This window comes from Kitasatospora sp. MY 5-36 (assembly GCF_001182915.1).
GTDB lineage: Bacteria > Actinomycetota > Actinomycetes > Streptomycetales > Streptomycetaceae > Kitasatospora.
Genome location: NZ_LFVW01001299.1, coordinates 1 through 956 on the forward strand (window position 1 = coordinate 1; position 956 = coordinate 956).

A 956-nucleotide genomic window follows, 5' to 3' on the forward strand; every position below is an offset into this window, starting at 1 on the left:
CGCTCCAGCGGGCCGAGGAGGCGCGGCTGGCGCAGGCTGCCGCGCTCGCGGCTGCGGCCGCTGCGGCGGAGTCGGCGGAGGGCCGGGCCGAGGGGCGGCCGGGGTCGGGTTCTGGGTCGGGTTCTGGCTCGGCGGGTTCGGGTTCGGCGGCGGGTTCGGGTTCGGGCTCGGGTTCGGCGTCGGGGGAGGCGACCACGGAGCTGCGGGCGGTCCGGGACATCCCGAAGGACGCTCCGCGGGACGCGGCTCAGGCCTCGTCGGGCGGGCTCGGGGACGAGGCGACGCGCGAGCTGTCGCCGCGGGACCGGCAGGCCGCCGTCCGGGCGGCCGAAGCCGCAGAGGCGCGCAAGGCTGCCGAGGCGCGTCGGGCCGCCGGTGCGGTCGACGAGACCACCAGGCTGCCGGTGGTACCGGCCTCGGCGGTGGACGAGACGGCCGTGCTGCCGAAGGTCCCGGCGGAGGCCGACCGGACCGCGGTGCTGCCGCGGATCGAGCCCGGGCGCGTTGAGGGCCGTACGGACGGCCGCAGCGAAGGGCGGGCCGAGGGCCGGGCGGCGCAGGCGCCGAGGCGCGCGGAGCCGGTCGACAGCACCCGTGAGCTGCCGGTGATCGGCGCGGAGCCGGCTTCCGGGCCGCAGTCGCCGTCGCAGCCGGCCGCCGAGCGGCCGCGGCCGGAGTGGGCCGAGGAGACGCCGATGGACGACCTGCCGAGCCTCACCGACACCCTGCTCGGCTCGCACGACGAGTGGGCGCGCTGGGAGCACGGCGGCCCGGGCCAGGGCGGTTCGTACGGCGGCCCGCAGAGCGGCGCCCAGGGCGGTGCGGAGCGGCCCGAGGGCCGTGGGAACGCCCAGGGTGAGGGTGACGGCAAGGGCAAGGGCCGTCGCTGGGGCCGCCGGGGCTGACCGGATACGCGTGCGCGGCGCCGTCGGGGCGGGTCCCCGGCGGCGCCGCCG

General features: G+C 80.1%; 1 pseudogene. It reads left to right on the forward strand.

Annotated features, from left to right (window positions below):
- Positions 1-905, forward strand: a pseudogene (locus AE652_RS47170) (hypothetical protein); the annotation flags it as partial.
- Between the last annotated feature and the right edge of the window lie 51 nt (positions 906-956).